Origin of the sequence: Bradyrhizobium sp. 23 (genome assembly GCF_023073295.1) — a bacterium.
GTDB lineage: Bacteria > Pseudomonadota > Alphaproteobacteria > Rhizobiales > Xanthobacteraceae > Bradyrhizobium > Bradyrhizobium canariense_D.
The window spans coordinates 1-16,270 of record NZ_JADPJF010000039.1 but is presented as its reverse complement, the minus strand read 5'-3'; the positions used below and the strand labels follow the sequence as shown (position 1 = coordinate 16,270).

The 16,270-nt window shown below is 56.9% G+C and carries 15 protein-coding genes; 13 read left to right on the top strand and 2 right to left on the bottom strand.

All coding sequences use genetic code 11. The features are described 5' to 3' along the window. The first annotated feature begins 23 nt into the window (after positions 1–23). The 11 genes from IVB32_RS08670 to IVB32_RS08620 all read left to right on the top strand — a co-directional run bounded on the left by IVB32_RS08670 (position 24) and on the right by IVB32_RS08620 (position 11,223). Positions 24–1,415: an oligosaccharide flippase family protein gene (locus IVB32_RS08670; RefSeq protein ID WP_247410133.1), complete on the top strand. Its 1,392-nt coding sequence runs from the start codon at positions 24–26 to the stop codon at positions 1,413–1,415. Further along, positions 1,415–2,029 (top strand): imidazole glycerol phosphate synthase subunit HisH, encoded by a 615-nt coding sequence (gene hisH / locus IVB32_RS08665; protein ID WP_247410132.1) that lies wholly within the window; start codon positions 1,415–1,417, stop codon positions 2,027–2,029. Before IVB32_RS08670 ends, hisH begins: the two co-directional genes overlap by 1 nt. Further along, a complete protein-coding gene (locus IVB32_RS08660) occupies positions 2,030–2,797 on the top strand; it encodes a HisA/HisF-related TIM barrel protein (protein ID WP_247410131.1) in 768 nt (255 codons plus the stop codon). It abuts the gene before it with no gap. Beyond that, positions 2,794–3,975: an N-acetyl sugar amidotransferase gene (locus tag IVB32_RS08655; protein WP_247410130.1), complete on the top strand. Its 1,182-nt coding sequence runs from the start codon at positions 2,794–2,796 to the stop codon at positions 3,973–3,975. Before IVB32_RS08660 ends, IVB32_RS08655 begins: the two co-directional genes overlap by 4 nt. A 92-nt stretch (positions 3,976–4,067) precedes the next feature. After that, the gene (locus IVB32_RS08650; protein WP_247410129.1) at positions 4,068–5,420 is read left to right on the top strand and encodes an O-antigen ligase family protein; all 1,353 of its coding nucleotides are present in this window, start codon (positions 4,068–4,070) and stop codon (positions 5,418–5,420) included. A gap of 177 nt (positions 5,421–5,597) precedes the next feature. Beyond that, positions 5,598–6,185, top strand: a complete 588-nt coding sequence (locus tag IVB32_RS42915) for an acyltransferase (protein ID WP_276576774.1) — start codon at positions 5,598–5,600, stop codon at positions 6,183–6,185. Positions 6,186–6,199: 14 nt separating this feature from the next. Continuing rightward, positions 6,200–7,267, top strand: coding sequence for a glycosyltransferase (locus IVB32_RS43015; RefSeq protein WP_247410128.1), 1,068 nt, complete (start codon positions 6,200–6,202; stop codon positions 7,265–7,267). Then, entirely contained in the window at positions 7,264–8,160 is an 897-nt protein-coding gene (locus IVB32_RS08635; protein WP_247410127.1) for a class I SAM-dependent methyltransferase, read from the top strand. Before IVB32_RS43015 ends, IVB32_RS08635 begins: the two co-directional genes overlap by 4 nt. A gap of 2 nt (positions 8,161–8,162) precedes the next feature. Beyond that, a complete protein-coding gene (locus tag IVB32_RS08630; protein WP_346731096.1) occupies positions 8,163–9,083 on the top strand; it encodes an SDR family oxidoreductase in 921 nt (306 codons plus the stop codon). Continuing rightward, the gene (locus tag IVB32_RS08625; protein ID WP_247410125.1) at positions 9,080–10,246 is read left to right on the top strand and encodes a glycosyltransferase family 1 protein; all 1,167 of its coding nucleotides are present in this window, start codon (positions 9,080–9,082) and stop codon (positions 10,244–10,246) included. The genes IVB32_RS08630 and IVB32_RS08625 overlap by 4 nt, the downstream gene beginning before the upstream one ends. 26 nt (positions 10,247–10,272) lie before the next feature. Beyond that, complete coding sequence (locus IVB32_RS08620; protein WP_247410124.1) at positions 10,273–11,223, top strand: NAD-dependent epimerase/dehydratase family protein; 951 nt, start codon at positions 10,273–10,275, stop codon at positions 11,221–11,223. Positions 11,224–11,290: 67 nt separating this feature from the next. Here the strand turns inward: IVB32_RS08620 and IVB32_RS08615 are convergent, their stop codons facing one another. Together IVB32_RS08615 and IVB32_RS08610 are read right to left on the bottom strand one after the other, a co-directional pair. Then, entirely contained in the window at positions 11,291–11,542 is a 252-nt protein-coding gene (locus IVB32_RS08615; RefSeq protein WP_247410121.1) for a hypothetical protein, read from the bottom strand. A gap of 312 nt (positions 11,543–11,854) precedes the next feature. Next, the gene (locus IVB32_RS08610; RefSeq protein WP_247410119.1) at positions 11,855–12,457 is read right to left on the bottom strand and encodes a hypothetical protein; all 603 of its coding nucleotides are present in this window, start codon (positions 12,455–12,457) and stop codon (positions 11,855–11,857) included. Between the two features lie 429 nt (positions 12,458–12,886). Here IVB32_RS08610 and gmd point away from each other — a divergent pair, with 429 nt between their 5' ends. Both gmd and IVB32_RS08600 read left to right on the top strand, forming a co-directional pair. Further along, complete coding sequence (gene gmd, locus IVB32_RS08605) at positions 12,887–13,957, top strand: GDP-mannose 4,6-dehydratase (protein ID WP_247410117.1); 1,071 nt, start codon at positions 12,887–12,889, stop codon at positions 13,955–13,957. Continuing rightward, entirely contained in the window at positions 13,938–14,879 is a 942-nt protein-coding gene (locus tag IVB32_RS08600; RefSeq protein ID WP_346731095.1) for a GDP-L-fucose synthase, read from the top strand. The genes gmd and IVB32_RS08600 overlap by 20 nt, the downstream gene beginning before the upstream one ends. Positions 14,880–16,270 lie beyond the last annotated feature (1,391 nt).

Genomic DNA, 16,270 nt, shown 5'->3' with positions numbered 1-16,270 from the left:
AGACGCGGGTACCGCAAGGGGGGTTGGCGCAAAGTCTGCTCTCGTCCGGTATAGGGCCGGTTCTGTCGCAGGCGCTTACGCTGGCTCTGGTGCCGGTACTATTCCGGCTGTATACGCCGGAGGATTTCGGCGCTTGGGCCGTGATCCAGGTGATTGCAATTGGGGCCGGGTCGCTCGCTTCGTTGCGGTTCGATTTGGCTTTGGTTATGGAGCGCGACCCCAGGGCAGCCGAGCAGTTGCTGTTCGCCGTGGTGGCCGTGGTGATTTCGTGTTCCGTCGCCGCAGGATTCGCCATCGTTTTTTCTGCAGGATATCTCGAAACTCTTGGGATCGATGGCCTATCGGCGGCGATGGGCTGGTGCTGGCTTTTGCTGGTCGGTCTCGGGGTGGTTTTCCAGGGTTGGTTGATGAGGGAAGGGGCATTCGCCAAAATCTCGATCGGTGTTGTTCTGAACGCGATAGTCACCAACCTGGTGCAACTAGGTGGAGGGCTGTTCGGACATGGCTCTTGGTTGGTTACCGGTAGCGTCGCGGGGCAGGCCGCCGCCCTGATGTTCAATGTTTGGATCGTCATGCGGTCAACTCATCGGCCCGACCCGAAACTACTCAAATTCGATAAAATGCTTTCAATGCTGCAAAGGAACCGGCGCTTTCCAAAAATCTCCCTTCCCTTTACAATTCTTTCGTTGCTGCGTGAGCGCGCGCCCATCTTTATTATCGGCCTGTTCGCTCCATCGGCAGCGGTCGGGCTTTACAGTCAGGCCTGGCGCCTGACTCACTTCCCGTCTGGATTGACGAGCGCAGCGCTTAGGCCAGTGTTCTTCCACCGGACCGCCTCTGAAGGGCTAGAAGCCCAGGGTGCCGCAATTGACCGTTTGGTGCGATCTTTCTTGCTGGCAAGCGGCCCCGCGATCGGCTTTGTCGCTTTCGGCAATGACGCCTTGGCGGAAACATTGCTAGGTCCGCGGTGGCGGGGGGCGGGCCAGTTGGCAGCCATGCTCGTGTTCCCGGCGGCATTGTTCACGATCACCAATTGGATGGACCGGTTGCTCGACGCAGTCGGACGTCAGGACGTGAACCTCAAGGTTGAAGTAATCGCCGGGCTCAGTTCGATCGGGGCGCTTTGGGGAGCGCTCGGCGCCGGCTCATCTCTGATGACGGCTGTATTCCTGCAGTGTGTCGCGTTGTCGGCTAGCTATTTGTGGTTCCTTTGGACGTGCTACCGGGTCGCGGGGTGGCCCCGCGTTGGTCTCGTTTTCTCATTGTTGGGCGCCATTGCAATAATCATTTCGACATATCTATTTTTGGTCGTGCTATCTTTGATCCTGACACAATTTCAAGTCTTGTTGACCGGCGCGACTTTGGTGGCTTTGGCAGGCATTGCCGTCTTTCTGATCGCGCGCAGAGGCGCGTAATGATTACGATCGTCAATTATGGGGTTGGTAATCCCGGCGCCATTGTGAATATGCTGGATTTCATCGGGTTCGATGCCAGGATTACGGATAATCCTTCGGAGGTTCGCGAAGCCAGCCATTTGGTGCTTCCGGGGGTCGGCGCGTTCGATGCCGCGATGCAGCGGCTGTCGAGTTCGAGGCTGTTGCCGTCGCTCGAGAATGCTGTAATGAGCCGCAAGGTTCCACTACTCGGGGTTTGCCTCGGCATGCAACTGTTGGGCCGCCGCAGTGAAGAAGGTGTCTTGGCCGGCCTTGGCTGGATTGCCGCAGACACCATCAGAATGAGGCCTAATCCCGCTGCACGTCTCAAGGTGCCGTTCATGGGATGGGCTGACATTCATCCCGCACCAACGGCACGGCTATTCGACGCTGGGGCCGAGTTCAGGTTCTATTTTACGCATAGCTACAAAATGCGCTGTGACAATCAGGCTGACGTCGCCGGGACCTATGAATTTGATGAAGCCGTGGTTTGCGCGATTCAGCGCGATAACATTTACGGCGTTCAGTTTCATCCCGAGAAGAGCCACCGGTCCGGAATGAAGCTGCTGCGCAATTTTATCGAAAGAACGCGATAAATGCGTTCGCGCCTCGTTCCGGTGTTGTTGTTGGATAGCAGGAAGCGTCTGGTGAAGACGCGGCAATTCAGTGAAGAAGTATATATCGGCGACCCTTTCAACGTCATCCGCATCTTCAACGAAAAGGAAGTCGACGAAATTTGCGTGCTGGACATCGACGCATCGCAAGAGGGCCGATCTCCTGATCTCGGCGTTATTTCGGAACTTGCCAGCGAATGCTTTATGCCGATGAGTTATGGCGGGGGAATCAGATCAGCTGCTGACGTGGCTCCAATTCTGGCAGCCGGTGTCGAAAAGGTGGTCATCGGTCGTGCCGCCGCGGAAGCCACATTAATCAAGGAGCTAGCGGGCAGTTTCGGATCCCAGGCAGTGGCTGCGTGCATCGATTGCAGGCGTGTGAACGATGGATGGCGCGTGGCCTTGGACCGCGGTCGGACCCTTACATCGATTGATCCGGTGACGTACGCAGAAATGATCGAGCAAGCTGGTGCCGGTGAGATCATGCTGCAAAGCATTGACCGCGACGGCGAGCGACAAGGCTATGATACTCAACTGATATCGAGGGTGTCGGCCGCTGTCGATTTGCCGGTTGTGGCGCTCGGCGGCGCTGGCAATCTGGAACATCTGCTCGAAGGTCTGCGCGCGGGAGCAAGTGCGGTAGCGTCGGGAAGTGCGTTCGTTTTTATCGGTCGGTTGCGAGCCGTTCTCATAACCTATCCATCGATGCGCGATCTAGAGTCGCGCCAGTCCGCAAAGACGCAACGATGATGGGGAACAAAGCCGTAAAATACCACGTGTGCTCATTCTGCGTAATGGACAATAGCAATTCCGGCGTTTTGTTCGATGGAAACGGGCAGTGTCTCTGCTGTCGGGATGCGCTGGCGCGCAAGCCTCACGAATGGTGGCCGACGCCGGAAGGCAGAAGCCGGCTCGATGCGAAGATCGAGCAGATCAAACGGGAAATGGCGGACAAGCCCTACGACGTGATGATTGGTCTAAGTGGCGGGGTGGACAGCGCTTATCTCGCACATTTACTTCGGCGCGACTTCGGCCTGCGGATTCTGGCGGTTCACGTCGATGGTGGGTGGAACACCGAGGCCGCGGTGCGAAATATTGAATTGTTGGTTCGCAAGCTTGATATTGACCTGCATACTTACGTGGTCGAGTGGGAAGAAATGCGGGATCTTCAGCTTGCCTACCTCAAAGCATCCGTCCTCAATCAGGATGTCCCGCAGGATCACGCATTTTTTTCTACACTCTATCGCCTCGCCACAAAATTCGAACAGCACTACTTTCTCAGCGGCGTCAACTTCAGCAGCGAAAGCGTTCATATTCCGCAGGGTGGCTACCCGGCTATGGATGCACGCAATCTCCGTGCTATCCACGCAGCACATGGTTCGAGGCCCCTTAAGTCATTTCCGCTGATCGGGTCAATGAACTATCTGTGGCTGACCCGCATTCGCAAGCAAATTCAAATAGTGAAACCTCTGAATTTTCTGCCGTACGACAAGGAAGCGGCGAAGCGGGAGTTGATCGAGACTTACGGCTTCGTCGACTATGGGAGCAAGCATCAGGAAAGCCGATTTACAAAATTCTATCAGGAAATTTATCTGCCGGCGCGCTATGGCTTTGACAAGCGGCGCCTGCACTATTCGGCGTTGATCGTCTCTGGGCAAATCTCCCGCGACGAAGCCCTGAAAGAGCTTAGCGCTCCGATGACGACAATTGAACAGGCATCCCGTGACAAAAAATATATCGCAAAGAAGCTGGGTATAACGGTCCTCGAGCTTGACCGCCTGATTGAGTTGCCGCTGGCACGCCATGAGGATTACGCAAGCAATAAGGCCCTGTATCAGCTCAACACCACGCTCCGGAATGCTTTGAAGAAAATCCGAAATGCATTCGCAGAACCGGCAAATCCTGCACAGAACGACAGGTCAGAATAATGCATGATCCTCGTTCAAAGAATTTGAACGGCGACAAGTGGCTGCTAAGGGCGCCGTCAATTTTGTTTGCGATCGCGCTTGTGATATTCCCGATGCTTCTGCTCATCTTCGGCTGGTTGGGTTTGTCGGGCAACTCCCTTGCGACCGGCTCGGTACTGGCTTTTCTAGTGATTGGTCTTTGCAGCCTAGGGTTCCTGAGTCGGTCTCCTTTTCATTTATCAGTGCTGGATGGTCTGTTTTTTGTCATTTTAATTTCGATTGTGGTCGCCGGTGTGAAGTATTGGAATTTTACAGAACTCAAAGAAGCCGCGTTATTCGCTGTGTGCGGCATTCTTGCGTATGTCGCAGGACGACTGACCAGTCTGGAGAAATTGGCGGCGCTTTCGCGCTACGCACTTATTGCCTCTGTCGGAGTTGTTGCTCTGACATGTGCCGCTACCATTCCCGAGCTCTATAGAGTGTGGGGAGTTGCAGAAAAGCGGCCGATCGTCTTTGGGTTTGAACACGCCGTGAACTTGTTTGCTATGACGTTGGGACCGCTGATCTTTGGATTCGTGTATTCTCGAGCGGACCGAAAGATACAATCCTGGCCTTTGATGATATTAGTTTATCTGGCAACTACTTTGTTCGTTGCATCGCTGGTGCGTTATACGTTTGTTGTGGTCTTTGTGTCGATAGGATTCATGATGGTCGTTTCCATCGGCATGCGGGACCGCGCGCGCACGTGGCGCCTCGCTATGATAATGGCTATTGTCCTTCTCGGGATTTCTAGCGGGCTCATAGTTCGATATGAAAGTGTGTATAATTTCGCGACCGCCGCGCTTGACGAAGCCGATGAGTCGTCGGCGAGCCTGCGGGAAGTCGCGTTCACGAAGACGCCGGAATTAATCCTGTCGTCGTCGAATTCCGGAATCTTGAAGCGGATTGTTAATCCCGCTAGCGGCATTCCTGTTCCGGAGCAATTGCCGCCTAGCTGCAGAGGCGAGGTGAGTACCTACAACTCGGTTTCAATTCGGCGAGCCTTGTACCAGGACGCCTTCTATTTGGTGCCTAGGTCTGGTTTTTTTGGGCTGGGGTTGGACAGCTTCAAAAAGCTCACATGCGTAAAAGGTCATCAGGTCCACAATATCTATTTGCAAGGACTGATCGAGGCGGGCTGGCTTGGTGGCGCCGCTTTGTTAGCATTGACATTGTTCCCCTTTTTATTCCTGCCGGGGCTGATTAGAAGGACCGATCCGGCTGAGCTTCCGCCATTGATGTTCCTGATCGCAACTTTCGGTTTTGCCGCGTTGTTGGGGCTGGCCCATGGCACACTAAGCCGGGAGCTTACATTTTTTCTCACTATCGGCGCGATCTCCGGCGGCATTGCGCGATGGCGGAACATATCACCGGAAAAAGCAACGTTGAAATTGAGTGGCCCGAAGTGTGAAACTCAATTCCCATAGGAGGCAAAGTTGTAATAATAATTTGAAAGGGCGGTTTGCATCTTCTGGGGATGTCCGGCCATCTAGCTAATTTTGGCGTCCAATTGCGTGCGTTGCTGCGTTCGGGATTCACAGGGCCGCCGACGCTGATCGTATTGAGAGTTGGTCACATGTCCGCTTTGAGGGCCTTTGGAACGAATGGTACAAGCGTTAATAAATGGACTAATTGATAAGGCGCTTGGCTGGCGCGGCTGGAGTTCAGGAAGAATCCTGATTGGCCGCGAAACAGCGCTGACTTGGCGGCGGATTGCGGGTATCGCGGGAAATCGACTTTTGGTCGGGGATCAATCGATCGTCCATGCGAACATCAATTTCGAAGACGAGGGTGGCGAGGTTCGAATCGGAAGTCGAACTTTCATAGGGAGGAGCAATCTCGTCTGCTATCGGAGTGTCGTCATCGGTGATGATGTGATCATGTCGTGGGGGATTACGATCGTTGATCACGATTCCCACAGCGTCGATTGGGAAAAACGCCGCAACGACGTTCGTGACTGGAAAAAAAGTCAAAAGAACTGGAAACAGGTCGCACACGCACCGGTTGTCGTCAGGGACAAGGCATGGATCGGATTCAACGTGAGCATTCTAAAAGGAGTTACCATTGGCGAAGGAGCTGTCGTCGGAGCATGTTCGGTCGTTACTCGTGACATTCCGCCGTATGCTGTGGCAGTTGGGAATCCGGCTCGAGTCGTACGCGAATTAAGCGCTTCACCAAATTTGGCCCCCTAAGAGTTGATCATCAGGTGCGCTTATTTCAAAATAACGGTTTGTCACGCGGTTTCCGTAAGCACCGTCCGAAAGTGCCGTACCACACCTTTGCCGCCGGACGAGCTCAGTTTTTGGATACAAGGTTTACTGCCTCTCATATCCTTTTGCCAATTCTGTCAGATAGCCCAGAAGCGTTCTATACCAATGGTGATGATGAGCAATTGCAGATGCTTTGGGCGAGGGAGAACGGCCTGAGAACGGACAGCCTTGAACAAATTCTACTTGCGCAGATCGAGCATCACCGCACTGAAGTCTTTTATAATCTCGACCCCATGAGATTCGACAGTGGGTTCGTTGCCAAGCTGCCCGGCTGCGTAAAAAAAACAATCGGTTGGAGGGCCGCACCTTCTGGGAGCATCAATCTCACGAAGTATGACCTTATTGTGTGCAATTTTCCATCGATACTCGACGACTGGCAACAGAAAGGCTGCAGGACGGCCTATTTCTTCCCTGCGCATGATCCCGTGATGGATGTTTATGCTTCGGCGCGGCGTCCTGAGTTTGATCTTGTTTTCGTCGGCGGATTTTCACGCCATCACTTGAAGCGGGCCGAAGCACTAAAGGCAGCCGCATCGACGCCGGGTATCCGAGCGCGCTTCTATCTTGAAGATTCACGTCTTACGAGAGTCGCTAACTCTATGCCTCTCTTTCCTGGCCTTGGTTCTTACCGCCATCCGGAGGAAATACGGACCGTCCGCTCAGGTCCGCTGTATGGTCGAGACGTCTACGCGGCGTTCGCGAAAACCCGAATCGTATTCAACGGCGCAGTAGATATGGCGGGGGAAGATCGCGGGAATATGAGATGCTTTGAGGCAACGGGTTGTGGCGCAGTCCTGCTCACGGATGCGGGGCGCTATCCGGACGGCTTTGTTTCGGGCGAAACAATGTTGACCTATTCTTCTCCTCATCAAATACCGGAATTAATCCAAAAGCTGGCCGCTGACGTACCTTTGGCAGCATCTATCGCCCAGGCGGGTTGCGCCATGGTGAAAGACCGCTATAGCAAGCAGCGGCAATGGACGAAATTTCGAGAATTGGTATGACCGGTTCCCAAGGGCTACCAAGTGTAAAGATTGACGTAGCGGATTCCACCCGCTTTCAGACGTGGGAAAACGCTGTGGTCTGGCTACGCAACCAGCCGAATCAGCGGCAGCTTGTTTTGGATGCGTTTTACGATGATCCCCTGATCGCAGCAGCAGAGCGCTATTTCTCTAGCGATGAATGGCAGGCTGTCTCGCAGATCCTGGACGGACGGACTGGCGCCGCACTGGACGTGGGGGCCGGACGGGGCATCGCTAGCTATGCGCTAGCGCGCGAAGGGTTCAGTGTCACGGCGCTAGAACCTGATCCCAGCGAGATCGTTGGCGCTGCGGCTATTCGAGCGCTCGCCGCCGAGGCCGGGCTGCAAATTAATGTAGTCGAGGAAGTTTCCGAACGCTTGCCGTTTGCTAATGACACTTTCGATGCGGTGTTTGCGCGCGCCGTCCTGCATCATACCCGCGATCTCGAAAGCGCGTGCCGCGAAACGTATCGCGTACTACGGCCGGGTGGAATGTTTATCGCAGCGCGCGAGCATGTGATCAGCAAGGAAGCTGATCTTAGGCAATTTCTCGATCAGCATCCGCTGCACCACCTCTATGGTGGGGAGCACGCATTTCTTCTTGATCGATATATAAGCGCGCTCAGTGGTGCAGGTTTTGATAGTGTCGAGATTCTTCCACCACTAAAGAGTCCAATCAATCTCTTCCCATACACAATAGATAGTCTGCGTGATGCCATCGTGGAAGAACTCTCGCGCAAAATTCCAATGAGGCCTCTCTGGCGCGTCGCACTTGGATCAAAGCGCGTCTTCACCTCATTGCTATCCGTGGCGGAGCGTTTCGATAACCGCCCGGGGCGACTCTATTCGTTTATCTGCCGCAAGGCGCGATCATGATAATGTGGGTAACCGGCGCCAGTGGGTTCATTGGTCGACACCTGGTTCGGGTGTTGGCGGATCAAGGGTGCGCCGTCCATGGCATCGGCCACGGCTCTATCGAAGATACTGACCGCGAACGCATCGGTTTGAGCGAATGGCTGAACGGTGAGATCGACGCAGCTAATCTCAACGCGCTCGCGGGCCGGTCTGGGTTGCCATCGACAATTTTCCACCTTGCAGGCGGATCATCGGTTGGATTATCCATCGCGCAACCCTTCGAGGATTTTTCGCGCACCGTTTCGAGTACGGCCCGATTGCTAGAATGGTTGCGAGGCTCCGCGCCGGACTGTCGGCTGATCGTTGCGTCCAGCGCGGCGGTCTATGGCGCCCATCATGCCGGCGCGATTTCGGAGGAGGCCGAAACGCAGCCGATGTCGCCCTATGGTCATCACAAGCTGATCATGGAGCAGCTTTGCCGCAGCTACTCGGATTCGTTCGGCATCCGCGCGACCATCCTCCGATTGTTTTCGGTCTACGGTCCCGCGTTGCGCAAACAGCTGTTGTGGGACCTCTGCGTGCGGCTTGAACAAGGCCGGCGCGAACTCGTGCTCGACGGCACCGGCAACGAAGCGCGTGACTGGATCGATGTACGGGATGTCGTGCGGCTGCTTGCGGGGCTCGCGCGAACTGACGGGGTGCCCCTGAAGGTGTTGAATGGCGGCAGCGGCGTTCCGACCAGCGTCGCGGAGATTGTCCGTTTGGTAACGAAAGCCTGGGGCGGCGATATTCCCGCGCGTTTTTCGGGTCTGGTCCGTGCGGGCGATCCTTTCAGCCTTGTCGCCGATGCGGGTCAGCTGTCCGAAATTCCCTTCAGTTGGCGCATCCCGGTTCCGGACGGTATTGCTCAGTATGTAAGCTGGTTCAAGGGACAGGACCATTGAGTGACGTTCGCACCATCCGGCTCGCCTTCACTTTGATTTCTCGCAAGGCTTGGGCGGGTGGATATAACTATCAACTGAACCTGTTCCATGCGCTTGCGAAATACTGCCCGAGCGCTATCACAGCCGTGGTGTTTGCGAGCGAAGGTCACGACGCCCGCGAACTCGCCCTGATCAGACAGGTCCCGGCTGCTGAGATCGTCTGCTCCGCAAATTTCGATCGCCCCGCGTTAACCTCATTGCTGCCGACCATGTTCGCGCAGGATCGCGGTGCGATCTCCACCTTTCGCAGTCATCGGATCGATGCGGTATGGGAGAACGCTCGGTTCTTCGGCTGGAAAACTCCCTATCCGACCGTTGCCTGGATCCCTGATTTTCAGCATCGGCACTTGCCGCACCTGTTCTCCAGTAACGCAAGACGACGACGTGAATTGGGTTTTCAGCTGCAGGTCCTGTCCGGCCGCACCATCGTTCTGAGCAGCCGCAGTGCCGAGCGGGATTGCCTTTCCTACTACCCGCGTACGAAGGGCCGAACCGCGGTCGTGAGGTTCGCCTGCGAGCCTTCGGCCGAGCTGCTCAAGCTGGATCCGGTTGAGGTGATTCAGAAGTACGATTTGCCGAGAACGTACTTCTATGTTCCCAACCAGTTTTGGCGCCACAAAAATCACTGGATCGTTCTGGACGCACTTGCTTCGCTTGCGCAGCACGACGTCCGGCCGGTCGTCGTGGCATCCGGGGGGGGCGATCCGCATGAACCGGAATATCTTGAGCAAATTCTGCGCGAAGCGGCGGACCGTGGTCTGGCGCAGCAGTTCCGATATCTCGGCATGATCCCGCTCGGCGATGTCTACGCCCTTCTGCGCGCCAGCACAGCGCTGATCAATCCGTCGCGCTTCGAAGGTTGGAGCACAACGGTCGAGGAAGCCAAATCGTTCGGCGTCCCGATGATACTGTCTGACATCGACGTGCACCGTGAACAGGCAGAACAGCGGGCGCGTTATTTCGGCACGGATGATGCCGCCGCGCTCGCCGCCCACCTTCGAGATTTTGAGCATTCTGCCTTCGTCGCGCGCGAGATGAACGATCAAGTGGGCGAGCGCGTGCGGGAATTTGCCGAAAGTTTCGTCTCGACCATCAAGCAGGTCGTCCGAGCACATCCACATTGACCGGTACCCATGGAGTGCGCGCGGCCATGAATCCACGGGTCGTTCTCGTCACCGGTGCAACTGGATTTATCGGGCGCAATCTGGTCTCCTTGCTTGATAGCATGGGTTATCACGTGCGCCGGGCCTTGCGCGACGGACGGGACCGGGGGGACGATGTCGTGGTCGGTTCCATCGGACCGACCACCGATTGGGCCGCGGCGGTTGCGGGAGTGGATTCGGTGATCCATCTGGCGGCCCGGGTGCACCACCGCAATGAAGAGCACGCCAGTGAGCTTTACGACGCGGTGAATACCCAAGGCACAATACAATTGGCGCAAGCAGCCGCGCGGGCGGGGGTGTCCGAGTTCGTGTTCCTGAGCACGATTCTGGTCAATGGAAGCTCGACCGACGGGCGAGGCCCGTTCACGCCAGAAGACGAGGTGGTGCCGCGCGGCGTTTACGGACAATCCAAGGCGGCGGCTGAGACCGCCCTGCAGCGTCTGGCCTCTCACTCTAGGATGCGGGTGGCTGTGGTGCGCCCACCATTGGTGTATGGCCGCGATTCGCTCGGCAACTTCCGTCATCTCGCAGGCGCGATCAGAAGACGAGTTCCACTTCCTCTTGGCCTTGTCGATAACAAGCGTGCATTTATCAGCGTGCAGAATCTCACGTCCTTTGTCGTTCACCTGCTGGGCCTGCCGGCGGCGCCTCCGTATGGGATCTATCTGGTCTCCGACAGCGAGCAGATTTCGACCGCTGCCTTCGTCCGTCGAATCGGACAGGCGATGAACCGGACCCCCATCCTGTTACCGGTGCCATTGAGCGTGCTGACGCTTGCGCTCCAAGCGATAAGGCCGGAGCTGCGCCACAGCTTGGTAGGATCAATGGAGATTGACACTTCCGCCGCGCTTTCGACGGGCTGGACGCCGCCGCTCAGCATGTCGCAGGGGTTGCGGCTGGCCGTGGGCACATCTTCCTCGCCCCACACGCCTTGGTGAGCCTGGCAGCTGCTCGCTGACACCGCCGAAAGATTGTTCGGCATAGCCGTTCATCGCGGCGGCGCGGTCAAACTTCCCTGCGGCCCACTGCGCGCGCTGCGACGCCGCGGACCGCCTCCGCGAGCTGATCGGGGCGGCCCGGCGTCACGACCCAGCCCAGCCCGTTCTCCACCACGTCAGCGCAGCCTCGGCCTAACGCGCTGAGAAAGGAGATCTCGAGCAACGAGTAGACGATCAACACGTTGCCGAAGGCGACACCTCCTCGGATGCTGGACGCGACGAAAATGTAATCAAGCACGAGCAGGGCAAGCTTTAACACGGTGCCGCGCGGATGATGTTCAGCGGTTGGCGGACAACTAAATCCCTTCTCTGACTTCGGTAAACGCTTCGCAGGTTATTAGTATTTCTGCTGGCGCGGCGAACCTCAGCGTCCCAACTTCAACCGCCGTTTAGGCAGCATTTCAAGCCAATGACGGTACTCAGCGTGCAGCCGTATGCGCGCGGATCCGCTCCGGCACTACCAGCGTATTTTCCGGGACCAATTCGATAAGCGTAGCCTACACGAACGGCTCGCAAGCCGTGACTAGGACAATCCCCCGCTGATCGCCTGCAATTCAATTATCAGGATTATCTAAGGGCAAGCGAGGCCTTTCCGTATTCCCGCCAAGACGACGTCAGTCCAACTGTTGAATGTGGCCTTAGCGGGGTGGATGCCGTCATCTGTCGGGATCGGGAGGCCTTCCGTTTCGATAACGAGGGCTTCTTCTCGATCCGCCCAAGTTCTTATTTTCTTGTTGACCTCCGCGACCGCAGGTTGGAAAGCGGTCACCAGCGATAAGGGCTGATGGAGATTGCGGAGCAATAGCTCGAATGAACTATCAAAGTCGATTCCCTTCATCTGAAGGGCGTCATTGGTGCCCAAAGCAACGACGGTAAGCGACGGCTTCAGGCCTCTAAGCTTCATCTCTTGGCTATACTGAATAAATGTCGAAGCCCTGGCGCCGGCAATGCCCATGTTGATTAAACTGTAACCGCAGACTTGCTTAGGCCAGCGGGCGCGCTTCGTGACGCTGTCGCCGAGAATGACCACGTATCGAGATGATTGCGACATTGCCGTCATCGCTTCGTTCATATCTCGATAAGGATCGATCTTCGGAATCGAGTTTTTATTGACGAAGTAACCCGTCGCCAAGTTCGAGACGATTAGAGCTATCACAACCCATACCCATCGCATTGTGTATCCCTATCACCATAACTTCAACCAAGAAAGCTGCTGCCGCAATTCCGCTTTGAGCAGGTCTGAGGACGTTCCTTGAGGATCATGACACTTCTTGCAACCTGTGCTGAATCGCCGAATGCCAGCGCCAGTTCTCTCGGCACGTATCGGGGTCTTAGGCCTCGCTCGGGGCCGTCTCTCAAATCTTCAGATCTCCAACCGGTTTCGAAACGTGCCATTTCTCTTCGAGTAAAGCTGAGAGATCAGCTTAGCCCAGTTAATCTGGTTGTTGACCTCGGCCGTCCTTTTTTTTCTGCGGTTCCGTAGCTCGTGAGTTCATCGGGCGGCGGTTCCGCGGGTTGACCAGAGCGCAGTAATGTTCAAATGGTAGCAGCGGCAGATTTGCCATCGTATTGACGCCTTGCCCGAGTGGAGGAAAAGGAACGTATGACGGAGCGTGTGGCTTTGATCTCCGGCGTGACCGGCCAAGACGGTGCCTATCTGGCCGAGCATCTGTTGTCACTTGGCTATGTCGTGCACGGCATCAAGCGGCGCTCGTCCTCGTTCAACACCGCCCGGGTCGATCATCTTTACAAGGACCCGCATGTCGGCGAGGTGCCATTCCTGATGCACTACGGCGACATGACGGACTCTACGAATCTGATCCGCCTGGTGCAGCAGATTCGGCCGACCGAGATCTACAATCTTGCGGCCCAGAGCCACGTCGCCGTCAGCTTCGAGAGCCCGGAATACACCGCCAATGCCGACGGCATCGGCGTGCTGCGCCTGCTGGAAGCGATCCGCATCCTCGGCATGGAAAAAGAGACGCGGTTCTATCAGGCCTCGACCTCCGAGCTCTACGGTCTGGTTCAGGAGATTCCGCAAAAGGAGACCACGCCGTTCTATCCGCGCTCGCCTTACGGCGTGGCAAAGCTTTACGGCTACTGGATCACGGTGAACTACCGTGAGGCCTATGGCATGTTCGCGAGCAACGGCATCCTGTTCAATCACGAGAGCCCGATCCGCGGCGAGACCTTCGTCACGCGTAAGATCACGCGCGCTGTCGCTCGCATCGAGGTCGGGCTGGAGCAGACGCTCTATCTCGGCAATCTCTCGGCCAAGCGCGACTGGGGCCATGCGCGCGACTATGTCGAGGGCATGCACAAGATCCTGCAAGCGGACAAGCCCGACGATTTCGTGCTCGCCACCGGCGAGATGCACTCCGTGCGAGAAATGGTCGAGCTGTCGTTCGCCCAAGTAGGCCGCCGCATCGCATGGCGCGGCGCGGGCGTCGACGAAACCGGCGTCGACACCAAGACTGGCAAGACGGTGGTGAAGATCGATCCGACCTATTTCCGCCCTACCGAGGTCGATCTCCTCGTCGGGGACGCCAGCAAGGCGCGCGAGGTGCTTGGCTGGACGCCGAAGCGAAGCTTTGCAGAGCTCGTCGCGGAGATGATGGCGAGCGATCTGACGGACGCAAAACGGGACGCGGCAAGTGGCAAACGCGCCGTTTGAGCTGACGGGCAAGACCGTCTACGTTGCCGGCCATCATGGCATGGTCGGCAGCGCGCTTGCGCGCCGGCTGGAACGTGAGGACGTCAAGCTCGTCACCGTGGACCGGCGCGAGGTCGATCTCTGCAACCAGGCCGCGGTGTTCGACTGGTTCGCGAAGACGCGGCCGCAGGTCATCTTCCTCGCCGCGGCAAAGGTGGGCGGCATCGTCGCCAACAACACGCTGCGTGCCGAATTCATTTATGAGAACATCGCGATCGCGGCCAACGTGATCCAGGCCGCGCATCGGAACGGCGCCGAGAAGCTGATGTTCCTGGGCTCTTCCTGCATCTACCCGAAGCACGCCGCACAGCCCTTGCGCGAGGACTCTGTGCTCACCGGTCCGCTGGAGCCGACCAACGAGCCCTACGCGATCGCCAAGATCGCCGGGATTAAGATGGCCGAGGCCTATCGCAGCCAGTACGGCAGCGACTTCATCAGCGTGATGCCGACCAATCTCTACGGTCCCGGCGACAATTATCACCCCGAAACGAGCCATGTCGTGGCGGCCCTGATCCGGCGCTTCCACGAGGCCAAGGTTACGGACGCGAAGAGCGTCACCGTGTGGGGCACTGGCACGCCGCGGCGCGAGTTCCTTTATGTCGAGGACATGGCGGATGCCTGCGTACATCTGATGAAGACCTATTCGAGTGCCGAGCTGGTCAACATTGGCACCGGCGAGGATATCACCATCGCCGAATTCGCGCGCGTGGTCGCCGAAATCGTCGGTTACAGCGGCGAGATCAGCTTCGATAGCTCGCGGCCCGACGGCACGCCGCGCAAGCTGCTCGACGTCAGCCGCCTCGCCAATCTCGGCTGGCGCGCGACGACGTCACTCACGGAGGGGGTGAACTGTGCTTACGAGGCCTACTTGTCACATAGATAGGTTGCGTCCGTCTCCGCCATATCATTGTTCCCTCTGTTCGCTGGCGAGCCGCTATTCAATTGGCCATGCTGGAGCTGTTGCAGAGGTCGCGGCCCATACAGTCGACTGACGTCGAGCTCGGGCGGCTTCGATCCCAAGCAGATGACTCTGATCGCGCGGAGCTCCAGACCATCGCGCACGCGTTGTTTAAAGCGGACGGAAGGTCTGCGACTCGCAACGTTCGACGGTGGCTGAATATCGGAAGTTATCCAGCTCGTTGTCTTTGAAGAAACCACTGTAAGCCCAGCGTTTTGTCTGCTCCGTGGCTCCGCTTCGCAGGCAGACGATCCACGGGATGGACGAGTTCGCGGGCGCTGGGATTGGTGGCGATATTTCGAGCGGTGGTTGAAGCTTCGCCTGGGCTGCTGCGGCTTTGAGATAGTTGATCACAGTTGGGGCCGATAGATCTGGGGGGCTTGTTTGGGTAAGCTGCGGGGGGTCGGCAATGGATGAACAGGCTGCCAATTGCAGCGACTGCGATCGCGAACAGGGTACCAGACCAGTGACGGCAGCAATGGCTGGTGGGGTCCCGTCGAATCGAGGACATGAGATCTCCGACCGATCCTGGTTGGACATACAACAGAGCCCATTTGAACGATACTGCATGATCAAGTGTGTCTCTCTCGCAACACCAGAATTGTTCCGTCGATCGTCGAACCGCTTGTGACTTCACAGGGTGCCGAATTCGGCCTTTGATGATGGCCGACCCGGGGAAGAGATTTCATCCGGACATTTTTTAAGCCAGGCTCAAGAGGCCGTTTCTTCAGTGCAAGCGGTCCCTTTTTGCGGGAGGGGCGTCGATGCCAGCGCAGATACGCACTGTCGCCACATCAATTGCCTGGACCGTGCTCGTGGGCCTCATCATGCTCTATTTGATTTTCGGTCCGAGCTAGGCTGCGCACTCCATGTTTCGATGATAGCATGCAAAGCGTCACTGATATCGAGAGATGCAAGGTGACGAAGAAAAGCTTCCCGACAGCGGTACAAGGCTGTTTCACGTCAATGGGCGTTGGACTGGGACCCCGATCGCGTTCAAAGGGGGCTCTGATGGAACTTTGGTGCAGTCGTGGTCAGAAAACTGGCTCCGAATCCAGGACAGAAACTCGTCCCGCTCGTGGGACGGATGGTGATCACGGTCGCGGCGCCGTCACAGACGGCGCTCTCCACATCAAACCTGCGAGGAACCAGGACGGACGGACGTAGGGCTCGCTGCATCAGGTTGATTCCTTTGTGATACCAACGCGAGCCGGCGCTTGAACTCATCAGAGGTGATGGTGTGGAACGGCCCTTCGAACCGGCATCAAAAGTGCCTAACGTGGTCGCGTAGAGAGGCGCCACAAAGGAAGGACCGT